The 16,013-nt window shown below is 75.1% G+C and carries 15 protein-coding genes; 3 read left to right on the top strand and 12 right to left on the bottom strand.

All coding sequences use genetic code 11. From position 1 onward, the window contains the following. Positions 1 to 22 precede the first annotated feature (22 nt). The 3 genes from GSY65_RS20065 to GSY65_RS20055 form a co-directional block, all read right to left on the bottom strand. The gene (locus tag GSY65_RS20065) at positions 23 to 1,174 is read right to left on the bottom strand and encodes a sugar ABC transporter substrate-binding protein (protein WP_159770701.1); all 1,152 of its coding nucleotides are present in this window, start codon (positions 1,172 to 1,174) and stop codon (positions 23 to 25) included. 605 nt (positions 1,175 to 1,779) lie between these two features. Further along, positions 1,780 to 2,286 carry a hypothetical protein gene (locus GSY65_RS20060; RefSeq protein WP_159770698.1) on the bottom strand — a complete coding sequence of 169 codons (507 nt, stop codon included), beginning with the start codon at positions 2,284 to 2,286 and terminating at the stop codon, positions 1,780 to 1,782. Positions 2,287 to 2,485: 199 nt separating this feature from the next. After that, complete coding sequence (locus tag GSY65_RS20055; RefSeq protein WP_159770695.1) at positions 2,486 to 3,367, bottom strand: NAD(P)-dependent oxidoreductase; 882 nt, start codon at positions 3,365 to 3,367, stop codon at positions 2,486 to 2,488. A 97-nt stretch (positions 3,368 to 3,464) separates the two neighbouring features. Between GSY65_RS20055 and GSY65_RS20050 the strand changes: the two genes are divergently transcribed. After that, positions 3,465 to 3,815: a winged helix-turn-helix transcriptional regulator gene (locus GSY65_RS20050; protein WP_159770692.1), complete on the top strand. Its 351-nt coding sequence runs from the start codon at positions 3,465 to 3,467 to the stop codon at positions 3,813 to 3,815. A 263-nt stretch (positions 3,816 to 4,078) separates the two neighbouring features. Then, positions 4,079 to 4,666, top strand: a complete 588-nt coding sequence (locus GSY65_RS20045) for a PA14 domain-containing protein (protein WP_328707504.1) — start codon at positions 4,079 to 4,081, stop codon at positions 4,664 to 4,666. On the opposite strand, the gene lxmJ is transcribed toward GSY65_RS20045, so the two are convergent. From lxmJ to lxmA, 9 genes are all read right to left on the bottom strand, one after another. After that, a complete protein-coding gene (lxmJ, locus tag GSY65_RS20040; protein WP_159770686.1) occupies positions 4,644 to 5,657 on the bottom strand; it encodes a F420-dependent peptide dehydroalanine reductase LxmJ in 1,014 nt (337 codons plus the stop codon). The genes GSY65_RS20045 and lxmJ overlap by 23 nt on opposite strands. 8 nt (positions 5,658 to 5,665) lie before the next feature. Next, positions 5,666 to 6,892: a M16 family metallopeptidase gene (locus tag GSY65_RS20035; RefSeq protein ID WP_159770683.1), complete on the bottom strand. Its 1,227-nt coding sequence runs from the start codon at positions 6,890 to 6,892 to the stop codon at positions 5,666 to 5,668. Continuing rightward, the gene (locus GSY65_RS20030; RefSeq protein ID WP_159770680.1) at positions 6,889 to 8,331 is read right to left on the bottom strand and encodes a M16 family metallopeptidase; all 1,443 of its coding nucleotides are present in this window, start codon (positions 8,329 to 8,331) and stop codon (positions 6,889 to 6,891) included. Before GSY65_RS20030 ends, GSY65_RS20035 begins: the two co-directional genes overlap by 4 nt. Further along, positions 8,328 to 9,152: a class I SAM-dependent methyltransferase gene (locus GSY65_RS20025; protein WP_236579916.1), complete on the bottom strand. Its 825-nt coding sequence runs from the start codon at positions 9,150 to 9,152 to the stop codon at positions 8,328 to 8,330. The genes GSY65_RS20030 and GSY65_RS20025 overlap by 4 nt, the downstream gene beginning before the upstream one ends. Further along, on the bottom strand, positions 9,149 to 10,204 hold the full coding sequence (locus GSY65_RS20020; protein WP_159770677.1) for a T3SS effector HopA1 family protein: 1,056 nt from the start codon (positions 10,202 to 10,204) through the stop codon (positions 9,149 to 9,151). Before GSY65_RS20020 ends, GSY65_RS20025 begins: the two co-directional genes overlap by 4 nt. Positions 10,205 to 10,493: 289 nt before the next feature. Further along, positions 10,494 to 11,759 carry a phosphotransferase gene (locus GSY65_RS20015; RefSeq protein WP_159770674.1) on the bottom strand — a complete coding sequence of 422 codons (1,266 nt, stop codon included), beginning with the start codon at positions 11,757 to 11,759 and terminating at the stop codon, positions 10,494 to 10,496. Next, a complete protein-coding gene (locus GSY65_RS20010) occupies positions 11,756 to 12,802 on the bottom strand; it encodes a hypothetical protein (protein ID WP_201452600.1) in 1,047 nt (348 codons plus the stop codon). The genes GSY65_RS20015 and GSY65_RS20010 overlap by 4 nt, the downstream gene beginning before the upstream one ends. Further along, entirely contained in the window at positions 12,799 to 13,404 is a 606-nt protein-coding gene (lxmD, locus tag GSY65_RS20005) for a peptide terminal cysteine decarboxylase LxmD (RefSeq protein WP_159770671.1), read from the bottom strand. Before lxmD ends, GSY65_RS20010 begins: the two co-directional genes overlap by 4 nt. 117 nt (positions 13,405 to 13,521) lie before the next feature. After that, a complete protein-coding gene (gene lxmA / locus GSY65_RS20000; RefSeq protein ID WP_055513948.1) occupies positions 13,522 to 13,740 on the bottom strand; it encodes a lexapeptide family class V lantibiotic in 219 nt (72 codons plus the stop codon). 306 nt (positions 13,741 to 14,046) lie between these two features. Here lxmA and GSY65_RS19995 point away from each other — a divergent pair, with 306 nt between their 5' ends. Beyond that, positions 14,047 to 15,960, top strand: coding sequence for an ABC transporter ATP-binding protein (locus tag GSY65_RS19995; RefSeq protein ID WP_443043240.1), 1,914 nt, complete (start codon positions 14,047 to 14,049; stop codon positions 15,958 to 15,960). Positions 15,961 to 16,013: the final 53 nt, after the last annotated feature.

Genomic DNA, 16,013 nt, shown 5'->3' with positions numbered 1-16,013 from the left:
GTGAACGTTGCCCGTCGCGGCACTAGTTCAGCTTGAGCGCGTCGCAGTCGGCCTTGTACTCGGCCGTGCAGATCTGCTTGACGGTGTAGATCTTGTCGGCGATGACCGTCTCCAGGATGTTCTTCCTGGTCAGCGCGACCGGCGGGACCAGCTGGGAGGGGATGTTCTTGGTGGTCGGGGAGTCGACGCGGTCCTTGGCGAGGGCGTCGAACTCGATGGAGCGGCCCTGGACCTTGGCGACGGCCATCTCGGCGGCGGCGTTCGCCTGCAGCGGGAACGACTTGTACACGGTCATGTACTGGTCGCCCGCGACGATCCGCTGCACCGCGTCGAGGTCGGCGTCCTGCCCGGTGACCGGCGGCACCTTGGCGACGCCGGAGGACTTCAGGACGTCGATGACGGCGCCCGCGATGCCGTCGTTGGCTGCGTAGACGGCGTCGATGTTGCCGACGCCGAGCTTGGCGACGGCCTCCTCCATGTTCGCCTTCGCGACGACCGGGTCCCAGTCCTTGGTGTCGTACGTCTCGGAGATCGTCACCTTGTCGCCGAGTTCGGAGAGGGCGCCCTCCTTGAACATGGCGGCGTTGGGGTCGGTGGTCGACCCGTTCATCATGACGATCTTGTTCGCGGCGCTGTCGCCCAGCTTCTCCACCAGGGAGCGGCCCTGCACCTGGCCGACCAGCTCGTTGTCGAAGGAGACGTAGCCGTCGATCGGGCCCTGGGCGAGCCGGTCGTAGGCGATGACCGGGATGCCGGCCTGGTCGGCGGTCTCGACGGCGCTCGCGATGCTCTTGGAGTCCACCGCGTCGACCACGATGATGTCGACCTTGTCGGTCACCATCTGTTCGAGCTGTTCGATCTGGGTCTCCGGGTCCTTGTCCGCGTTGGCGTACTGGACCGTCGCCTTGTTGTCCGTCAGTTCGCCGATCTTCTTCTTCATGATCGGCAGGTCGAACTGCTCGTAGCGCTTGGTCTCCTTGTCCGGGAAGAGAACGCCCACCGTGATGTCGTCGCCCTTCGTGGGGCTCGCCTCCGCGCTGCTGCCGACGTCCACGACCCCGCAGGCGGCGAGGGAGACGGCCGCGGCGGACGCCGCGAGGGCGGCGGCGGCGCGACGCGGGGCGGTGCGACGTATCCGGCTGGTGCCGGTCGTGCTGGTCTTACGGGCGTTCACATCAAGGGCCTTCCGGGCGTGGGTCGGCACTGAGACCCAGGTGGCTGAAAGCCAACGCGCTGATCACCGCAGCGTCAAGGAGTAATCACTTAACGAGATGACAACAGCGTCGTGTGGTCTCGGTGTGAAGAGGGTAAAGCAAGGGGCTCGCGATGTCGCCGCGCACCCTTCACGACCGGCGGGGCCGGGGGCGGCGCCGGAAACGCCAGGGGACGAACGGCCGCTCGCACACTGCGCGTTGACGCGCCACCGGGGTCCGGGAGGGCGACCGTCGGGGCCGGCCTCCGGGGAACGGGCAGGCCAGAGCGGGTGACGGGCCCGCGAAGGCGGCCCGGACATGCGCCGCGGGACCGACACGGACATGTAGGAGAAGAACGGGACGATCACCGCGAACGGCCGCCCCGCGCGCCGCCCCTGGGACACCGGGGCGGGGCCGACGGGTGGCGGACGTCACTCCGTACGACCGCGGCGGCGGGGCGGGCCGCGAAGATCACCGGGCGGTGCGGCCGCTGACCGCGCCCACCGACTCTCCGGTCACTGTGTGTGAGCGTGACCGACTCGCGTCGCCGGGGCCGCGTGGCCGGGGCCGGCCGGGGGCAGGGGCCTCAGCCCTCGGCCCACTTCCGCAGCAGCGCCTCGCGCTCCTCACGTCGGGGCGTGCCCTCCCCGGCGAACGCGCGTCCCCAGTCCTCCAGGGGGCCGACGTCCGCCGTGCCGTCCACGAGGCGGTTCAGGAGGGCGACGGAGAGGTCGTACTCGGACTCGACGTGGCCGCCGACGGCGGACGCCATGTACGCCTCCAGTTCGACGGTGGCCCCGTCGGCGGTCTCCAGGTGCACCTCGAAGGCGGCCGGGCTGTCGCCGCCTCCGGCCACGGCGCTGAGGGCGAGGTCGACGGCCGCGGTGACCATCAGCCGCCCGGCGGACCTGATTCGCACGTACCGCGTGGCGACCGACCGCAGATCCGCCCACCGCCACTCGCCGCCCTGGTCCGCACCGAGTCCCACGACGCCGTCCCGCGTCAGCCGCACCCCCCGCCCGGCCCCCTCGGGCTCCGCCCCGACGTACACCCCGCCGTCCCCGGCGATCCAGAACAGTCCGACCATGGCCATGAGTTGCCTCCCCAGCGGCGCCTTGCGCGCGTCGCCTGGTGAGACACCGACCGGAGCCGGATGGTTCAGTCGCCAGGCGTCCGGTGAAGGCCCCGGTCCCCCGCCTCCTGCGCGACGGCGCAGCACCCGACCCCGTTCCCGCGGCCGTCGGCATCGGCATCGGCATCGGCATCGGCATCGGCATCAGGGTCGGGGCCGGTCAGCGCAGCAGCAGGTCGACCACACCCGTCAGATCCTCCTTGCCGCTGCCCTCGGTCAGTCGGCGGCGCATCAGCTCGAAGTAGGGGGTGAGCAGTTCGGGGCTGACGCCCTGCTGCCGCGCGGTCTCCAGGAACGTCGGCGTGCCGGCCACCTGCATGGCCAGGTCGGAGACGACGTTCCTGGTGTAGTCGCCGCTGCGCAACTGGTCGGCGGTCTGGTGCACGGACGGAGCCATCGCGGTGAGCCAGCCGGCGAGCAGTGGGGCGAACCCGGCGGGGTCGATGTCCTCCGTGCGGATCAGCGCGAAGGCGTGCGCGGCGCCCGCGAACATGCCGTACATGGCGCTGAGCAGCGCCACGTCGTACAGGGCGGCGAAACCCGCGTTCCCGCCGACGTAGGTGGTGCCCGCCGGGACGCCCAGGGTCTCCCGGTGCCGCTCGAACACATCCTGTGAGCCGCTGTAGAGGACATAGCCGCCGGACTGAGGTACGCCGATCATCGGAGGGACGGCCATGATGCCGCCGTCCAGGTAGCGGGCGCCGAGCCCGTCGGCCCATCCGGCGCGGGCACGGGCCTGTTCGGGGGTTCCGGTGGTCAGGTTGACCAGGTCCCGGCCGGCCAGGTCGGTGCCGTCCAGCACCTCGGCGACCGACGCGTCGTCCAACAGGCATACGACGATTAAGGAGTTGGCCGCGACCGCCTCGGCGACGCTGTCAGCGACCGTCGCGCCCTCGGCGGCGAGTGCCGCGGCGCGGGCGGGGGTACGGTTCCAGACGGTGAGCGGATGCCCGGCGGCAAGCCAGGCACGGGCCAACGCGGTGCCCATCGCGCCGAGCCCCAACAGCGTGACGGGTGTCTTCTCCATCAGGTTCTGTGTCATGCCGAACAGGCTGGTCACGGCCTCATGAATGATCAAGTACGCACTTGGCGGTGGGTGGTTACCCCGCGGTGAGCGAGCACGTGGGAAAGGGTGGGGCATGACGACGCTGAACCGGCCGGGCACACCGGACGGACACGTCTGCGGCATCGATACCGCGATGGAGGTGATCGGCGGCAAGTGGAAGGTGCTCATCCTCTGGGCGCTCCACGAGCAGCCCTGCCGCCGCTTCGGCGAACTGCGCCGGCTGCTCCCGGGGATCACCGAGAAGGTGCTGGCCTCGCATCTGCGGGAGCTGGAGGCCGCCGGTGTCGTGCACCGTGTCTCCTACGACGAGGTGCCACCGCGCGTCGAGTACTCGCTGACCGAGTCCGGCATCCGCCTCAACGACGCGCTCCAGCCGCTGGCCGCCTGGGGGCGCGAACAGCCGGCCCCGGCCCGCGCGACCTGACAACCACCGCCAGTCGTTCCGGCATGCGGCCCCCCGTTCCCACCCATGGAGGCATCCCTTATCCTCGCCGCTACGCGCTCAGGCGTCCCAGCAGCCCCACCTGCGCCGTAGCGCCCCACCACCCCCACGCCGAAGGTCATTCGTTCCGTGTCTGTGGGTCGAAAGGGCTGCGAGTGATGTCCGAGGGTTCTCGTTCCGCGTCCGGGAGGACGGGGCGTCGGTGGCGCCGTGGGCGTCGTCGGCGGCGGGTGGGGACCACCGCCGTGGCGACCGTCATCGCCGCGGCGATGGGCGGGGTGTACGCGCTGACCGCCGAGGCGGCCGTGACCTGTGCGCCGTCGGTGTTCAAACGGCAGATGTTCGCGAACACGTCGTTCTCGGGTACGCCGTTGACGACGGACTGCGACAGCGCGATCGACCAGGACTGGGGCACCGACGCGCCCGCGCCGGGGCTGCCGGACGACCGCTTCGGCGTGCGGTGGAGCGTGACACGGGACTTCGGTTCCGGCGGTCCGTTCACCCTCACCGTGTCGGGGCGGGGCGGCGGCGTCCGCGTGTACCTCGACGGGCATCTGCGGAGCGACCTCCGCGGCGACGCCCCGACGCCGTTCGCGACACCGGGCGGGTCGGCGGGTGCGTCGCCGCTCGCGACGGCCGTCCCGGCGACGGTCCCGGTCCCGGTCCCGGTATCGGTGCCGGTATCGGTCTCGGAGAGCGTCGATGTCACGGTCCCGCCCGGACGGCACACCCTGCGCGTCGACTACGTCCACCGGCGCGGCGCTGCCGAGGTCGCCTTCACGGCGGTTCCGCTGTCCCTCGCGGGGACCGTCACCCCGCCATCGCCGCGATGATCTCCTCCATGTCGTCCACCGCCGCGTGCACGCCCTCCGTGAGCAGGACGGCGCTGGGGTTGAGGAGGATCTCGTCGACACCGGCGGCCCGGTAGCGGGCCAGTGTGGCGGCGATCTCCCGGGGTGTGCCCGTGACGACGACGTCGGCGCGGAGCAGTTCCGCGGCGGGGTCCGCGGCGCCGGTGTCCACGCCGGCGCGGCGCAGCATGTCGGCGTAGTGCGGGGCGTCCAGGTGCGCGCCCGCGGCGACCCGGGCCAGCCGGCGCGGGTCGCGGCCCGGCCGGGCGACGGCGACGTGCACGGCCGTCGCGATCCGGGGACGGCCGGCACGCCCCGACTCGGCCGCGCCGGCCGTCAGTTGGGGGACGAGCACGTCCCGGACGTACGCCGGCGGGGTCATCCAGGTGATCGCGACGTCCGCCGTCGCGCCCGCCGTGCGCGCCATGCCGGGCCGGAGCACCCCGGCCCCCACCTCCACGGGCGCGTGCGGCCCGGCCGGGGGCAGTTCGGCGTGGAGCCGGTGGTACGGGCCGTCGTACGCCACGCTCTCGCCGTCCAGCAGGGCGCGTACGGAGCGGACGTAGTCGCCGACCGCCGTACGGGGGCTGCGGTACGGCTCCGGCGCGAGGGCCCTGGCGAAGTCGGGCGTGCCGACGCCGTAGCCGGCCACCACCGGCTGCCCGGTGAGCAGCGCCAGCGAACGGGCCTGGAGCGCCGCCTCGTACGGGTGCCGCAGCGGCAGCAGCGTCACCGCGGTGCCCACGGGGACGGTGTGCCCCGCTCCGGCCAGATGGGCCAGCACCTGGTGGGGTTCGGCGCGGAAGGACTGGCAGAGCCACAGGCGCCGCGCCCCGGTGCGGGCCACGCAGGCGGCGAACGGGGCGACGAGTTCGGGGTGGTCGGGCTGGAGGGGGTAGAGGACGGCGGGGCGTTGCCGCGCCGGGGAGGGAGCTGTCGTCGCGGCGGTCGGCCGGGGTCCGGGCGTCGTCATCGGGGTCCTCACGAGGGGTGGTGGTCGAGGGTGGCCACGAGGGTGCGGGACGGGTCGAGGTAGTGGGCGGCGGCCTCGGCGACACGGTCGTCGGTCACCGCGGCGAGGGCGTCCGGGTAGGTGGTCAGCCAGTCCACGGGCAGCCCGGCCGCCACGAAGCCCGCCAGGGCGCTCGCCTCCTCCGCGCGCGTGGCCAGCGCGAACCGGGTGAACCCGGCCGCGTAGCGGCGGGCCCGGCGCACCTCCTCGGGGGTCGGGCCGCCGCGGGCCAGTTCCGCGAGGCAGGCGGTGACCTCGTCGGCGAGCCGGTCGCCCGTGCCGGGGGCGCCGGCGCACGCGATCTCCAGCCAGCAGCCCGCGGCGTTCTGCCGGATGCTCGCGTCGACCCCGTACGACAGACCGTGGCGTTCCCGCAGCCGCCGGGTCAGCCGGGAGGAGGCGTGGCCGCCGAGGACGACCTGGGCGAGGTGGAGCGCGGTGTGCCCCGGCTCGGGCGCCGGGACCGCGGGGCCGGCGGTCAGCAGCAGCGCCTGGCCGACGTCCGGGGCGTGCAGGGCGAGGCGTCCGGGGGTGGGCGCGGTGCGCGGGAAGGGCGGCAGGACCAGGCCCGACGGTCCCGCGCCGGTCCACTGCGCCCACTCGGCCTCGACGGCGGCCCGGACCCGCTCGGGTGCCTCCCCGCTCATCACCAGCAGCACGGCACCCCGCGGGACCACGGCCCGGCGGTGGAACGCGCGGATGTCCGGGGAGTCCGCCCCGTCCGGGGTGTCGTCGACCAGCGGGTGCGGCGCGCCGAAGGCGTGGCGCAGCTGGGCGCGGCGGAGGGCGCCACGGGGGCCCGCCGGGCGGGGCGGGGGCGTCGGTCCCCTGCGGGCGTCCCGCGCGACCGGCGGCGGGAGGGCGGGGCGCAGCACCAGCTCCGCGAGGAGTGCGAGCGCGCCCCGCAGTCCGTCCGCCAGCACGCTCGCCGACAGCACCAGTTGCTCGGCGGTCACCACGGTGCTGAACTCCCCGCCGAGATCGGCGGCCAGGTCCGCCACGGCCTGCCGGTCACGGGTCGTCGTCGCCGTCCCGAGGTGCGCGGCGAGCAGCTCCCGGGCGGCGGCGAGTCCGGGTTCGGTCCGGGCGTACGGCAGCACGAGCCGGATCTCGGCGAGCGGGGCGCCCGGCACGGTCACGAGGACGGTGTCCAGGCCGTTGGGGAGGACCGTGCGGAAGGTCTCGGCGGTGCTCATGCGGAGGGTCCTTCCAGGGGGTGGACGGTTCTGGGCGCGGCCAGCAGGGCCCGCGCGGCGGTCGACACGTCGGCCGGGGTGACGGCGGCGAGGTGCGCCGGGAGCGCGTCCGGGGTGGCGTGCGGGAGGAGCAGGGCCGCGCGGGCGTGGGTGACCGCGCGGGCCGGGAGGGAGTCGGACTGACGGTGGCATCCGGCGCGCAGCACGCGGGACGCCCGCCGCAGTTCCGTCGCCGCCGGCGGGGTCGCGGCCAGCTCGCCGAGCGCCCCCAGCCACCGCCCCACGGCCTCCTCCGTACCGGCCCCCGGCACCCGGCCGAGCAGCACGAGGGCGAGGTCGGGGGCGGCGGAGGCCAGCCACTGGCCCTGGTAGCCGCACTGGACGGCCGCCGCGTCCACCTCCGGTGCCGTGGCCACGAGCCGGGGCAGGCGGCTGCGGCGGAGCAGTTCGCAGAGGACGACCTGGGCGACGTACAGCCGGAAGTCATCACGCGGATCGGCCAGCGCGTGGCCGACGGCCACCCCGTCACGGGCGTACGGGAAGGCCGCGCCGAGCGGCGAGCGGTGCGCGGAGGGGAGGTGACCGGAGGGGGTGCGGGGGACGGCGGCCGGACGCGTGAGCGGTGGCACGGCGGCCGGACGAGGAGGGGGCGCCATGGCGGGCGGAAACGTGGCGGGTGGCACGGCGGCCAGGAACCCGGGGGCCCATGTCCCGAACTCCCGCTCCACCAGGGCCGCCACCCGTCCCGCGTCCACGTCGCCGACGACCGACAGCACCGCCCGCTCGGGCCGGTAGTGCGCCCGGAAGAAGGACTCGGTCTCCTCGACCGTCACCCCGGTCAGCTCGGCCGTCGTGCCGTAGGCGTGCCGGGCGCCCGGGTGGAGGGCGGCCAGGACGGTGTCCCAGAGACGGGCGCCCGCCCCGGCCGCGCGGATCTCCTCGGCGACGACGGCCGTCTCGGAGCGCACGGTGGCGGGCGCGGGCCGAAACCGCAGGAGGCGCCGGGCCTCCAGGGCGAGGACGTCGGGCAGCGCGTCGGCCGGGACGACGGTGTGCAGGACGGTGTGGTCGCGATGGGTCTCGGCGTTGCACATCCCGCCGGCCTCCTGCACGAGGGCGACGAAACCGGCACCCCCCGCACCGGCACCCCCCGCACCGACGGCGCCGGCCCCGTCCGAGCCCTCTGCCGCAGCTCCTGCCTCAGACCCGCTCCCCGCGCCACGAGCCGCGCCGGCAGCCATGTCGTCGGCCGCGCCGTCGCCGCGTCCCCCGCCGTGTCCGTCACCGTCACCGTCACCACGGGGGAACATCAGGTGCTCCACCAGGTGCGCCATCCCGTGGCGTCCCGGCGGGTCGTGGTCGCCGCCCGCCGCCACGGTGAGGGCGACCGCCACCAGGCCGCGGCCGGGGGTCTCCTCGGTGACCAGCCGCAGGCTCACCGCAGGGGCCGGTACACGGAGACGCACATCTTCCGGCTGTCACCGCCGTCGAAGGGCTGCTCGCGCCAGCCGGAGTAGCGGGCGGACAGTTCCAGCCGGGCGATGCCGGCGAGGAGGTCGAGTTCGCTCGGCCACAGGTAACGCATCACCGTGGTGGCCGACCTGGGAGCCGCACCGTCCAGGAACAGCGTGTTGTGGATCATCATGTTCTGCGAGGCGGGCAGCACGCCGATGGACTCGATCATCGCGCCGCGCCCGTCGATCGGGTACGTGCTGATCTCGTTCTTCTTCTGCACGTGGTAGTCGCTGGGGTCGAACGTCTCGATGACCACGTGCCCGTCGGGCGCCGTGTGCCGGGCGACCGCGTGCATCAGGGCGATCTGCTCGTCCGGGGCGACCGCGCAGCACAGGGAGTTGAAGGGCGCGAGGACGACGTCGAAGGTGCGGCCCAGGTCGAGGGTGGCGAAGTCGGCGTGGACGGGGGTGATCCGGCCCTCGGGGTCCTTGCCCGCCAGCCGGGCCAGCATGCCCGCGGAGGAGTCGACGCCGTGCACCCGGAAGCCCTTGTCGGCGAGCGGCAGGGCGACCCGGCCGGTGCCGACACCGAGTTCGAGGACGCTCGCGCCGGACGCGGTGAGCGTGAGGAGGAAGTCGGCGATGTCCTCCAGGTCGGGGGTGGCGGGGTAGATCTCGTCGTAGACCTCGGCGAGCGCGTCGCTGTACGCCGTGGTCAGGGCGGTGCCGAGCCCCGCGCCGGGCTCGGGATCGCCGGCGTCCGGGCCGGTCGCCGGGGTCTCTTCGGTGGCCACACTGGTCGTCATCGTCCGCCTCCGGAGCGGGTGTCGAGATTGTTCTGGGGGTGCAGCGGGTCGATGCCCGCCTCGTGGAAGGCCCGTACGACGTACGCCTCGCGGTCCTCGTCGCCGTCGGACAGCGCGTGGGCGACGAGTCCGCCGGCGAGGGCGAAGGCGCGGTGCTGGCCGAAGCTCATGCCGTCCTGACCGGGGCGCGGGTCCTCGGGGTCCCAGGCGGCGGCGACGCCGGGGGCGAGTTCCTCGGTGAAGACGGACGTGCCGTCGCCGGTGAGGGTGCCCGCGTGGGGGGCGACGGCGGTGGCGACCGCGTGTTCGCCGGGGCGGTGGTCGCCGTGCAGGTAGACGACGACGGAGTCCCGGCGCGGGAAGTCCTGCGGGTCGGAGAGGACCTTCGCGTGGTACAGCGCGCCCGTCTCCTCCAGTGCGCCGAGCGCCGTGCCCCACAGGGCGACCGCCGCGTCCGCGTCCCGCGCGTGCAGGAAGAGGCGGCGTACGGGGCCGGCGGGGCGGGGCAGGGGGCGTGAACCCATGACGTAGAAGAAGCCGGGGGAGAGCGCGGGGCGCGCGGCCTCCAGGGCGAGTTCGACGAGGTCGCCGGGTGCGGGCGGCGCGGCCGGGGTGGCCGGGGTGAGCAGCCGCCCGGCCGGGACGCGGGTGGTGACCTCGGGGAGGCGTACGACGAGCTGGTCGCCGTCGGGCCGGTGGAGCACCTCGACGAGGCGGCCCCGGGTGGGGGTGGTGGTGTGCGGCACGGCCGCCGCGAGCCGGGCCTCCAGGGCGGGGTCGCGGAGCGTACGGCGGGGCGGCGGGCCCTCGGCGGCCGGGCCGCCCCGGTCGCGGCCCGCGTGCAGTTCCTCGTACAGGGCGTTGGTGAGGCGGCCCCGCAGGTCACGGGGGCTGTCGGCGGTGACGGTACGCCCGGCGACGGCGGCCTCGCGCGCACCGGGCGCCACGCCGACGCCGTCCAGCGCGGTGCGCAGCCGGGGCGCGAGCCCCCGGTGCCGGGCGTCGGGGGAGGCGCCCGGCACCGGGGGGTCCAGGAGGGGGAGAGCGGTCATCGGTGGTGGCTCCCGTTCGGGTGGTCGGGGATCGGGCCGGACGGTCGGAGGGCCGGGGCCGTAGCCGTGGCCAGGGCTGCGGCTGCGGCTGCGGCCAGGGCCGGGACTGCGGGCGCGGCTGCGGCCGGGGCCGGGGTGCGTGGGGCCGGGCGGTCAGGAACGGCCGAGGCGCACGGAGCCGCGCGACCCGCCCGGCTCGGCCTCCGGCGCACCGGGGCGACTGCCGGGACCGGCGCGGAGCGCTGGTCACCCCCGGCGCGCGGGTCACCCCCGGCGCGGGCGGCGTTCGTCATCGGGCCGCGCCCGTCGCCGGAAGGGTCAGGCCGAGCGTCCGTGCCGCGCCCGCCGGGTCCAGCAGGACCGTGCGGCCGATGCCGGCGGCGGCGCGGGCGACCGGGTTGAGCGTGGCGTGGGACTCGGCGGTGGCGATGAGGCGGTCGTACATGTGCCAGCCGGCGTAGGCGGCGGCCCGCGCGGGCAGGCCGGGGTCGGGCGTCCGGCACTCCAGGTAGCCCTGCCAGAAGGCGTGGACGCGCGGCAGATGGCGGCGCAGGCTCGCCGAGCCCCGCGCGATGATCTCCTCGTGCGCGAGGCCGAACGTGTCCGCCGCGGAGCCGGATCCAGACCCGGCGCCCCGCCGCTCGTTCCCACCGTCCCCGCTGTCCCCGCCGTCCCCGCCGTCCCCCGAGCCCCCGGCGGTCACGGCCTCCCCGGTCGGCGCGAACACCGAGTACGTCGCGTGGAACAGCCACTCCCCCGCGAACGCCCCCACGTCCCGCGCCGGGTCGGCCAGCCGGAACTCCTCCCAGTCGCACAGGTACAGCGGCCCGCGGCCCTCGTCGGCGCCGATGAACTGGTCGAAGCGGAGGTCGCAGTGCGTGGGCGCGTGCGGCACACCCGCCTCGCCCTCCCGCAGCCGGGCCAGCGCGTCGACCACCTCGGCGTCGTCCTGGACGAGCTGCCAGGCGGCGATCTGCGCCATGCTGCGCTCCCGGACGGCGCTCCAGGGCAGCGCGCGCAGCCAGGCCAGCGGCGGCAGCGGCGCCTCCCCGGTGTCGAGCCCGTCCCCGGGCGGCAGCGAGTGCAGCGTCCCCACCGCGCGTCCCGCCGCCCGGCACAGCGCGTCGTCGAACTCCCCGTCCAGCGCCAGCTCCGCCCCCGAACGGGCTCCGGGCACCAGCCGGTGCACGGTCACCCCGGCCGCCGGGTCCGCGCCCAGCAGCCGCGGCGAGCGCAGCGGCGAGCCGCTGGGCAGCCATCGGGTCGCCGACTCCTCGAAGCTCAGCGCGCGTTCGAGCTCGGGGAAGCCCCCGTCCGGCAGCGGGGTCACCGTCTTGACGAAGACCTGCTCGCCGGTGGTGGTCGGCCCTGCCCAGTTGTCGTTGCGGCCGCCGAACGCGGTGACCGCGGCCGTGTCCAGCCGGCCGAGCCCGAGGCGTTCCAGCAGGGCGTTCACGGCGGGCACGGTGCCCAGTTCGGTGGGCCGGTAGCGCTGCCGGGTGCGGACCGGCTCCGCCGGGTCCGTCCTCGTGGCTGTGTCGGTGGTGATCGTCATCGTGTCGTGGCTCCCCCGGGGACCGCGCGGCGGCCCTCCTCGTCGATCAGGTCAGCGATGAAGGCGGTGTAGTCGGCCAGTTCGTCGCTCCAGCCGCAGTAGGCGGCGAAGTCCCGCGTGTGCGCGGCGATCCGCAGCACCGCGGCGCGGGCCGCGAGGTCCCGGTCCGCGCCCGGCCCGTACGCGTCGAGCAGGACGGCCGGCAGGTCGACGCCGGCCCCCTCGCCCCACACGGGCAGGGCCCAGGCCAGTTCGGCCAGATCGCCGAGCAGCCAGCCCAGGTCCAGCTCGGGCCGGGCGGCGCCCAGGTCCTCGCCCGTCAGCAGCGCCACCGGACCCCGGCTCAGGGGTGGGATCAGCGCGCCGAGCGAGGCGAAACCGTGCACGAGCACGAGACCGTGCCCGTCCCGGCCGCCGTGCCCGTCCCGGCCCCCGCGTTGGTCCCGGCCGCCGTGTCCGTTCCCGGCGGCGGACGCGGGCACGGGTGCCGCGACCTCGGCGCACCAGGAGCGGAGCACCGTGAGGCGGGCGGGACCCCACACCCGTACGGCGTGCTCCCGCAGCCGCCGTACGGCGGCCCGGTCGCCGTCGCCGTCGTCCGTGCCGTCGGCGAAGCGCCGCAGTCGCGTGAGCGCGGGCGGCGGCGCCCCGGTCGGCGGGGGCGTCGCGTGCAGGTCCCGCAGCGCCGCGCCCGCCGCCGCGAGCGCGTGCGCGGCCAGCCGCCGGGCCGCCGGCCGCGGGTCGCGGAGCCAGGCCGCGGCCGAGTACGGCCCGTCGGCGAGGTAGGTGAGCCCCGTGTCCGAGACCACCGGGGTGGCGAGCCGGGCGCCGTCGGTGTGCAGGGGGACGTGTGCGGCGAGGGGCGCCGTCGGCGGGGCCGCCCGCCGGGATCCCGCCCCGTGCCACCACGCGTGGCGTCCGTCGGCCGTGGGCCGTACACGGGTGAGCTGGAGTCCGGTGCCGAACTCGGCGACGGGAGCGTCGACGCGGGCCGCCGGTGTCACCGGTGCCGTCCGTGCCGCGGATGCCGTCCGTACGGTCACGCGTCCTCCCCCTCGGCGCACCGGGCCCGCGCGTACGCGCCGACGCACAGGCCCATCAGCTCCGACAGCGGCAGCGCCCCGCCGTCCTCCAGCTCGCCCGTGCTCGCGCTGACGGCGGGCACGGTCGGCGCGACGACCACGCCGGGGCGGTCGCGCAGGGTGTCCAGGTGCCCCTGGACCACGGGGCTGAGGTGCGCGCCGGGCGGCAGCGACGGGGCCACGCCCACGAGGGCGGACGTCGACTGCAGGGCGCACAGCAGGGGGGTGTCGGTGAGGCCGAGCGCGTAACGGCCCAGGAAGTGCATCGTGGCCGGGTGGACGAGCACGAGGTCGGGCCAGCGGGCCAGTTCGACGTGCGGGACGGCGCCCGGCGCCGCCGCGGCCCAGTCGTCGGTGACGACCTCCCGTCCGCAGAGCGCGGACATCGCGTCCGCCGAGACGAAACGCCGCGCCGAACGGGTCAGCACGACCCGTTTCTCCATTTCCGGAAAGGTATTGCCCAGCCAGTTGATCCAGAACGGCAGGAATGCCACGCTGAGCGCGCCGGTGCCCACGAGGAGCACTCGGCGGAATCCGGGATCCGCGACTCCTGTGGGGTCCATTCCCGCCTCCTCGTACATGCTTTTCGGTGTGTGTCGCGCGGGCCGCGCCGCCCCGGGGAGGGACCGGTGGCCGGCACCGGCCCCTCCCCGCGGGTCACTGCTCCGGTCGCCCGGTCGTCAGCACTTCTTCTCGATCGTGCGGGCGGTCAGCGAACCGAGGGCCGCGGCGCACTGCTGCGAGGAGCGGGCGGTGATGATGGTGGCGCGGATCGCCCACGGGATGGTCGGGCTGAACGCGGGCGCGGCGTCCTTGCCGTCGTACAGGCCCAGTTCCTCGGCGGAGGTGTAGGCGGTGTAGCCCTCGAACAGGTCCTTCTCGTTCTGCGTCGACTGCATGGTTCTCTCCTTGATTGTCACGGTGCGGAATTCCGGGTCTCCGAATTCCCGGCCGCCTCCCGGGCTTTCCGGCTTCCCGGCCGGTGCCGCTCGGCGACGGGACAACCATGGCCCGCCGGAAAAGCCGCCCGCTATTGACAGTTGCGGCATGACCGCCCCCGGCATGACCGAACCCGGCAATACCGCCACTGGCATGACCGTCCCCGGCAATACCGCTGTCGGCATGACCCGAACGGGCATGGCCGGGCCCGGTATTGCCGCAAGCGCCAATACCGCCGCACCGCCCGTACGCGTAGAAAGTCCAGGGTGAACACACATGACTCCGCGAGGCCCGAGCCTCCCCCGCCCCGGCTGACACAGACGCCCGAGCCCGTACGGGCGCCCGAGCGCGCAAAGGCGCCGGACCCCACGAAGGCACCCGCCCCCGCACCGGCACCCGCCCCGGCGCCCGACGGCTCGCAGACCACCGACGGCCCGCAGGGCGCCGACCCCCCGCGCCGCCCCCCGCTCCGCGCGCTGCTCGCCCACGCCCGCCCGCACCGCAGGGTGCTGCTGCTGATCCTCGTCCTGACCCTGGCCGGCAGCGCGGCGGGGCTCGCGCAGCCGATGGTCGTGGAGTCGTCGCTGACGGCGCTGATGACCGGCGGCGACCTGACCCGCGAACTCCTGCTGATGCTGGCCCTGTTGGCGGTCTCCATCGCGCTGACCTGGACGCAGGCCCTGGTGAGCGAGCGCACGGCGGAGAAGGTCGTGCTGCATGTGCGCCGAGGGCTGATCTACCGTCTGATCCGTTTGCGGACAGCCGAGTTGGACCGTACGGAGCCCGGCGGTCTCACCACTCGCGTCACGTCCGACAGCACGCTCGTCCAGCACGCGGCGACCAGTGGTGTGATCCAGCTGCTCGACGGCGGTGTCCATCTGATCGCCACCGTCGTCCTGATGGGTATGACCAGCCTGCCGCTGCTCGGCATCACCTCCGGTGTGCTGCTGGTGGTCGGGGTCGCGATGGGCGTGGTGATGCCGCGGATCCGCCGGGTGACCACGCGCGCGCAGACCTCGGTCGGCGAGATCGGCGCCGCCCTCGACCGCGCGCTCGGCGCCGCCCGCACCGTGAAGGCCAACGGCGGCGAGGCGACGGAGACCGCGCGGGCCGTGGCCGCCGCCGAGGACGCCTACCGGGCCGGCCTGACCGGCGCCCGCTACCACGCCACGATCGCCGTGCTCTCCGCCCTGGTCGTCCAGGCGTCGTTCCTCGCGGTCATCGGCTTCGGCGGCGCCCTGGTCGCCACCGGCGCCCTCGACCTGGCCGCGCTGATCGCCTTCCTGCTCTACCTGTTCAACCTGGGCGGCCCCGTGCTGTCCCTGGTCGGCGGCACGACCTCGCTCCAGCAGGGCCTCGGCGCGCTCACCCGCATCGAGGAGGTCGAGCGGATGGAGATCGAGACGGACGTCGACGAGACCCCGGCCCGCCCGGCCGGTCCGCCGCCGCGCGTCACCCTGGAGAACGTCACGTTCGCCTATCCGGGGCGCGCCACCACCCTCGACGGGGTGGGCCTGGTCGCCCCGGCCGGCGGCGTCACCGCCCTCGTCGGCCCCTCCGGCAGCGGCAAGACGACCGTCTTCTCGCTCCTCCAGCGGTTCTACGAGCCGGACTCCGGGCGCGTCCTCCTCGACGGCACCGACATCGCGACCCTCAGCCGCGCCGAGGTGCGCCGCCGGATCGCGTACGTGGAGCAGGACACCCCGATGCTCGCCGGCACCCTCCGCGAGAACCTGCTGTACGCCGCGCCCGACGCGGCCGACGACGAGGTCGCCCGGGTCCTGCGGGACACCCTGCTCGACACGCTGGTCGCCCGGCTCCCGGAGGGCCTCGACACCCAGGTCGGCGCCCGCGGTCTCGCCCTGTCCGGCGGGGAACGCCAGCGCCTCGCCATCGCCCGCGCGCTGCTGCGCCGCCCCCAGGTGCTGCTGCTCGACGAGGCGACCGCCCACCTCGACGGTCTCAGCGAGACGGCGCTGCGGCACACCGTGGAGCGGGCCGCCGCGCACTGCACGGTGCTGCTCATCGCCCACCGGCTGTCCACGGTGACCTCCGCCGACCACATGGTGCTGCTCGCCGGCGGACGGGTGCGCGACCATGGCCGGCACGGGGAACTCCTGGGCAGGGACGAGCTGTACCGGGACCTCGCCGCCACCCAGCTGACCGCCGCGGGAGCGTGAGCGCACCGCCCCCCGTCCTACCTGACGTACTGACCACCGTCGGACCCCCACAC

The organism is Streptomyces sp. HM190, assembly GCF_009857135.1.
In the GTDB taxonomy this organism is placed as follows: Bacteria; Actinomycetota; Actinomycetes; order Streptomycetales; family Streptomycetaceae; genus Streptomyces; species Streptomyces heilongjiangensis.
Note: the sequence above shows the minus strand (reverse complement) of the source record. Positions and strands in the feature narration are given on the sequence as shown.